Genomic DNA, 5792 nt, shown 5'->3' on the forward strand with positions numbered 1-5792 from the left:
CCGCATGCCCGGTCACATGAATGTGCTGCTGGCGGAAGCCAACGTGCCCTACGACGAGGTGTTCGAGCTGGAGGACATCAACCGCGACTTCGGCACGGCGGATGTGGCCTTCGTCATCGGCGCCAACGACGTGACCAACCCTGCGGCCAAGACCGATCCGTCGAGCGCCATCTACGGCATGCCGATCCTGGACGTGGAGAAGGCCAAGACGGTGTTCTTCATCAAGCGCGGCATGGCCGCCGGTTATGCCGGTGTGGAGAACGAGCTGTTCTTCCGGCCGAACACCATGATGCTGTTCGGGGATGCGAAGAAGGTGACGGAAGAGGTGGTGAAGGCGATGGAGGCTTAGAGGTTGTGGGATGGTAAAGCGCGCCGCTCCGGTTGGGGCGGCGCGCTTTCGTTTTTGAAGGGGTGTCGGCTTCGAATGCCCCCTCCCTAACCCTCCCCCGCCTTTGGCGGTGGAGGGAACTGCCGCCGCTTCGCAGAAGGCACCCTCTCCCGCGCAGCGGGGGAGGGTCGGGGAGGGGGCAATCGCCAGCCGACGCTACCCCACCACCAGATCGTCCAGCCTGAACCCCGCGATTTTGTAGATCTCCTCCAGCGCCCGGCCGAACTCCACCTCCGGATCGTTCGCCACGCGCTCGCGCATCGCCGCGAGGATCTCCTGCTTGCTGCTGAAGCGCACCGCCATGATGAAGGGGAAGCCGAAGCGCTCGCGATAGGCGCGGTTCAGGTCACGCTGCTCCTGTGCCTCCACGTCCGTCAACTCGTTCAAGCCCGCCTTCGCCTGTTCGGTCTGCGAGAAGGCGGTCAGGTTGGCCGGGCGGCTGGCGCGGTCGGCGAGGTCGGGGTGGGACAGGATCAGCGCGCGCTGCCGCTCCGGTCCCGCAGTACGCACGATGTCGGTCATCGCCGCGCGCAAACCCGCGGCATCGGCGAAGGGGCGCTTCTCCCAGGCGGCTTCGGCCACCCAGGGGCTTTCCTCGAACACCGAGCCCAGGGCCGCGACGAAGGCGGCGCGGTCCATACTGTTCAGATCGTCCAGGCTGTAGGGCATCGGGGGCCTCACTTCGGGGCGTAGGGGTGTTCGGCGATCCAGTGGCGAGCGATGTCGAGCCGGGTCGCCACCCAGACCTTCTTATGGCTGCGCACGTAATCGAGGAAGCGGGCCAGCGCCGCGGCGCGGCCGGGACGGCCGACCAGACGGCAATGCAGGCCGACCGACATCATCTTCGGCGCGCTTTCGCCCTCCGCATACAGCGTGTCGAAGCTGTCCTTCAGGTAGGCGAAGAACTGGTCGCCGCTGTTGAAGCCCTGGTTGGTGGCGAAGCGCATGTCGTTGGCGTCGAGCGTGTAGGGCACGATCAGCTGCGGCCGACCATGGCTGTCGTCCCAATAGGGCAGGTCGTCGGCGTAGGAATCGGCGTTGTAGACGAAGCCGCCTTCCTCGGCGACCAGCCGCCAGGTGTTCGGGCTGCAGCGGCCGAGATACCAGCCGAGCGGGCGCTCGCCGGTGACGCGGGTGTGGACCTCGATGGCGCGCAGCATGTGCTCGCGCTCCACCTCCGCCGGCAGATGCTGGTAGTCGATCCAGCGCCAGCCATGGGTGGCGATCTCCCAGCCCGCGGCCTTCATGGCGGCGACGACCTCCGGATTGCGCTCCAGCGCCATGGCGACGCCATAGACGGTGACCGGCAGGTTGCGCTCGGTGAACAGGCGGTGCAGCCGCCAGAAGCCGGCGCGGGAGCCGTATTCGTAGATCGACTCCATGTTCATGTGACGGGCGCCCGGAATCGGCGGGGCACCGACGATCTCCGACAGGAAGGCTTCCGACGCCGCATCGCCGTGAAGGACGCAGTTCTCGCCGCCCTCCTCGTAATTGATGACGAACTGCACCGCCACACGGGCGCCGCCCGGCCAGTTGGCCTGCGGCGGGGTGGCGCCATAGCCGATCATGTCGCGGGGGTAAGCGGTTTCGGTCATCGTCGTCTCGCTCTTCTGCGCTGCGGTCGAAGCGGGGACTACGCTAAGCCATTGGCTGCAGGGGGTTCAATCGGCGGATTGGGCGCAGGGGTGAAGACAGTTTCCGGATTTTCGCGGGTGGGCAGGGGAGGATGGTTGGGCTTAAGCTGTGGCATCCAGAGATGCATCGCTGCGGAGACCGCCCCATGGGCCGCCTGACCACCCACGTCCTCGACATCGCCGCCGGCCGTCCGGCGCCGGGCATGCGCATCCGCCTGACGGCGCTCGACAGCGGCACGGTCCTTGGCGAGTTCACCACCAACGCCGACGGTAGGCTCGACGCCCCGGCGCTCCAGGGCGACGCCTTCCAGCCCGGCCGCTACGAGCTGCTGTTCATGGCCGGCGAGTATTTCCGCCGCATCGGCACGATCGACGGTGATGGCCCCGACTTCATCGACGAGGTGCCGCTGCGCTTCGGCATCAAGGACGCATCCCAGCACTATCATGTGCCGCTGCTGGTCTCGCCCTGGGCCTATTCGACCTACCGCGGCAGCTGATTCCCCTTTCGGCGCCGCTTTCCAGCCTGTGGAAAAGGCAATCCATTGGTTTGCCGCACACACCATCAGCGCGCTTAGCTGTCCTCACGAACAATCGCGTTTGGTGAGGAGTCGAGCGATGGCGAGAATGACGGCGGCGGAAGCGGCGGTGCGGGTGCTGGAGCGGGAGGGCATCGACGTCTGCTTCGGCGTCCCCGGCGCCGCGATCAACCCCTTCTACGCGGCGATGCAGCGGCGCGGCACCATGCGCCATGTGCTGGCCCGCCATGTCGAGGGCGCCTCGCACATGGCGGAAGGGTACACCAGGGCCAAGGCCGGCAACATCGGCGTGTGCATCGGCACCTCCGGCCCGGCCGGCACCGACATGATCACCGGCCTCTATTCGGCGATCGCGGACTCGATCCCGATCCTGTGCATCACCGGCCAGGCGCCGCGCGCCCGCCTGCACAAGGAGGATTTCCAGGCCATCAACGTGCCGGACATCGCCCGGCCGGTGACCAAATGGGCGCTGACCGTGCTGGAGCCGGCGCAGGTGCCCTACGTCTTCCAGCAGGCCTTCCACCTGATGCGCAGCGGCCGTCCCGGCCCGGTGCTGATCGATCTGCCGATCGACGTCCAGATGGCGGAGATCGAGTTTGACGACGAGACCTACGAACCGCTGCCGGTCTACAAGCCCTCGGCCACCCGTGCCCAGGTCGAGAAGGCGCTGGCGATGTTCGCGGCGGCGGAACGCCCGCTGGTCGTGGCCGGCGGCGGCATCATCAATGCCGATGCGTCAAACAAGCTGGTGGAGTTCGCCGAACTGCTCGGCGTGCCGGTGATCCCGACCCTGATGGGCTGGGGCACCATCCCGGACGACCACCCGCTGATGGCCGGCATGGTGGGCTTGCAGACTGCCCACCGCTACGGCAACGCGACGATGCTGAAGTCCGACTTCGTGCTGGGCATCGGCAACCGCTGGGCCAACCGCCACACCGGCTCGGTCGAGGTCTACACCAAGGGCCGCAAGTTCGTGCATGTCGACATCGAGCCGACCCAGATCGGCCGCGTCTTCATGCCGGACCTCGGCATCGTATCCGACGCCGGCGCGGCGCTGGACATGTTCATCGAGGTTGCCAGGGAGTGGAAGGCGGAGGGCCGCTTCAAGGATCTCGGCGGCTGGGTCAAGGATTGCCAGGGCCGCAAGCGGTCGATGCACCGCCGCAGCGACTTCGATCAGGTGCCGATGAAGCCGCAGCGCGTCTATCAGGAGATGAACAGCGCCTTCGGCCAGGACACCACCTACGTCACCACCATCGGCCTGTCGCAGATCGCCGGCGCGCAGTTCCTGCACGTCTACAAGCCGCGCCACTGGATCAACTGCGGCCAAGCCGGCCCGCTGGGCTGGACCCTGCCGGCGGCGCTGGGCGTCCGCGTCGCCGATCCGAAGCGGCGCATCGTTGCGCTGTCCGGCGACTACGACTTCCAGTTCATGATCGAGGAGCTGGCGGTCGGCGCCCAGCACAAGCTGCCCTACATCCATGTGCTGGTGAACAACGCCTATCTCGGCCTGATTCGGCAGGCGCAGCGCGCCTTCCAGATGGACTTCCAGGTGCAGCTGTCCTTCGAGAACATCAACGCGCCGGAGATCGGCGTCTATGGCGTCGACCACGTCGCGGTGGCCGAAGGGCTGGGTTGCAAGGCGATCCGCGTCACCGAGCCTGACCGTATCCAGGATGCCTTCGCCCAGGCCCAGGCCTGGATGGACGAGTATCAGGTGCCGGTGGTCGTCGAGCTGGTGCTGGAGCGGGTGACCAACATCGCCATGGGCACCGACATCGACAGCGTCAACGAGTTCGAGGAAATCCTCGACCTGCCGGTGGAGGAGAGCGAGACCGTTCTGGTCTGACGGCTCAATCCCGTCCGGCCCCATCCCGTCCGGCCGGAAAGCCGCCGGGGCGCTCACGCGCTCCGGCGGCTTTTCTTTTGGCGGTAATGCTGCGTCGCGGAAATTCCCTCGCCGTTTCGCCCGTGCTAGCGTCGCTGCCGATCCGTAACCCACCAGTCCGGCCCAATCGTCCGAAAGGGAGTCCGCGCGAGCATGGCGTTGCTTGAGAACATGCGCATCTTCGTCCGCGTCGTCGAACTGGGCAGCCTGTCGGCCGCCGGACGGAACCTGCGCATGTCGCCGGCCATGGTCAGTCACCGCATCCAGCAACTGGAAACCCATCTCGGCGTCCGGCTGCTGAACCGCACGACGCGGCAGTTGCAGGCGACCGAAACCGGGATGGACTTTTACCAAAGCTGCCTGGAGGTTCTGGAGGCGGTGGAGCGTGCGCACAGCAGCATCGCCGCCGGGTCCGGCGTGCCGTCGGGCAGTGTGCGGGTGACGGCGCCGCTCGGTTTCGGCCGCCGCATCCTGGCACCGCTGGTGCCGGATTTCTGCGCCGCGCATCCGTTGGTGGAGGTGCGGCTGCGCCTCTCCGACCATCTGCTGGACCTGCTGCGCGAGGCGGTGGATGTGGCCGTGCGGATGGCGGCGCTGAAGGATTCCAGCTTCGTCGTGCGCAAGATCGCCGACGTGCGCCGCGTGCTGGTGGCGGCGCCGTCCTACCTGTCGGAGCGCGGCCGGCCATCGAAGCCGGCGGACCTCTCCGGGCACAACTGCCTGCTGCTTCGCTTCCCCGGCACCCAGCAATATCAATGGAGCGTGCTGGAGGGCGGCGAGCCGGTCAAGCTGCCGGTGTCGGGCCGCTTCGACGCCGACGACGGCGACGTGCTGACCGGCTGGGCGCTGGACGGACGCGGCATTGCCATGAAGCCGCTGTGGGAGGTGGCGGAGCATCTCGCCAGCGGAGCCCTGGTGCCGGTCCTGCCGGAGTTTCCGCCGGAACCGGTGACGTTGGCGGTTCTCTATCCCCACCGCGCGCTGGTGCCGGCCAAGGTGCGGGCCTTCGCCGACCATATCGTGCCGAAGATCAAGGCGGCACTGACGGCGATCTCGCCGGACACGATCCTGTAGAGAGCGGGCGCTGGTGCCCCCTCCCTAACCCTCCCCCACCTTCGGTGGGAGAGGGGACTGCCGCCGCTCTGCGACTGACTCCCTCTCCCGCGAAGCGGGGGAGGGTTGGGGAGGGGGCAAGACTGCCGCCTCTCACACCCCCCGTGACCGCACCAGCAGCACCCGCGCTTCTTCGGACGCGCGGTGCAGGTGGGGGAGGAACTGCACCTCCATCTCCGGGCAGGTGACGCGGGCGGCCTGGGCGCTGATGTTCATCGCCGCGACCACGCCTC

General features: G+C 67.5%; 6 protein-coding genes. 4 read left to right on the forward strand and 2 right to left on the reverse strand.

All coding sequences use genetic code 11. The annotated features are described in order from the left end of the window. Nucleotides 1-349: NAD(P)(+) transhydrogenase (Re/Si-specific) subunit beta (locus VD964_RS02680; protein WP_324865291.1), on the forward strand; the 349-nt coding region annotated here is incomplete at its 5' end. A 195-nt stretch (nucleotides 350-544) separates the two neighbouring features. Here the strand turns inward: VD964_RS02680 and uraD are convergent. Beyond that, the gene (gene uraD / locus VD964_RS02685) at nucleotides 545-1057 is read right to left on the reverse strand and encodes a 2-oxo-4-hydroxy-4-carboxy-5-ureidoimidazoline decarboxylase (protein WP_324865293.1); all 513 of its coding nucleotides are present in this window, start codon (nucleotides 1055-1057) and stop codon (nucleotides 545-547) included. A gap of 8 nt (nucleotides 1058-1065) precedes the next feature. Beyond that, nucleotides 1066-1983, reverse strand: coding sequence for an allantoinase PuuE (gene puuE / locus VD964_RS02690; protein ID WP_324865295.1), 918 nt, complete (start codon nucleotides 1981-1983; stop codon nucleotides 1066-1068). A 185-nt stretch (nucleotides 1984-2168) separates the two neighbouring features. Here puuE and uraH point away from each other — a divergent pair, with 185 nt between their 5' ends. From uraH to VD964_RS02705, 3 genes are all read left to right on the forward strand, one after another. Beyond that, a complete protein-coding gene (gene uraH / locus VD964_RS02695; RefSeq protein ID WP_324865297.1) occupies nucleotides 2169-2519 on the forward strand; it encodes a hydroxyisourate hydrolase in 351 nt (116 codons plus the stop codon). 118 nt (nucleotides 2520-2637) lie between these two features. Next, the gene (gene gcl / locus VD964_RS02700) at nucleotides 2638-4407 is read left to right on the forward strand and encodes a glyoxylate carboligase (RefSeq protein WP_324865299.1); all 1770 of its coding nucleotides are present in this window, start codon (nucleotides 2638-2640) and stop codon (nucleotides 4405-4407) included. Nucleotides 4408-4599: 192 nt separating this feature from the next. Continuing rightward, nucleotides 4600-5520: a LysR family transcriptional regulator gene (locus VD964_RS02705; protein WP_324865301.1), complete on the forward strand. Its 921-nt coding sequence runs from the start codon at nucleotides 4600-4602 to the stop codon at nucleotides 5518-5520. Nucleotides 5521-5792 lie beyond the last annotated feature (272 nt).

Origin of the sequence: Azospirillum sp. (assembly GCF_035628975.1) — a bacterium.
Lineage (GTDB): Bacteria > Pseudomonadota > Alphaproteobacteria > Azospirillales > Azospirillaceae > Azospirillum.

Excerpts from the sequence above, each read along its gene's own strand:
- uraD (WP_324865293.1), bottom strand. The coding sequence starts at position 1,057 with ATGCCCTACAGCCTGGACGATCTGAACAGTATGGACCGCGCCGCCTTC.
- puuE (WP_324865295.1), bottom strand. The coding sequence starts at position 1,983 with ATGACCGAAACCGCTTACCCCCGCGACATGATCGGCTATGGCGCCACC.
- uraH (WP_324865297.1), top strand. The coding sequence starts at position 2,169 with ATGGGCCGCCTGACCACCCACGTCCTCGACATCGCCGCCGGCCGTCCG.
- gcl (WP_324865299.1), top strand. The coding sequence starts at position 2,638 with ATGGCGAGAATGACGGCGGCGGAAGCGGCGGTGCGGGTGCTGGAGCGG.
- VD964_RS02705 (WP_324865301.1), top strand. The coding sequence starts at position 4,600 with ATGGCGTTGCTTGAGAACATGCGCATCTTCGTCCGCGTCGTCGAACTG.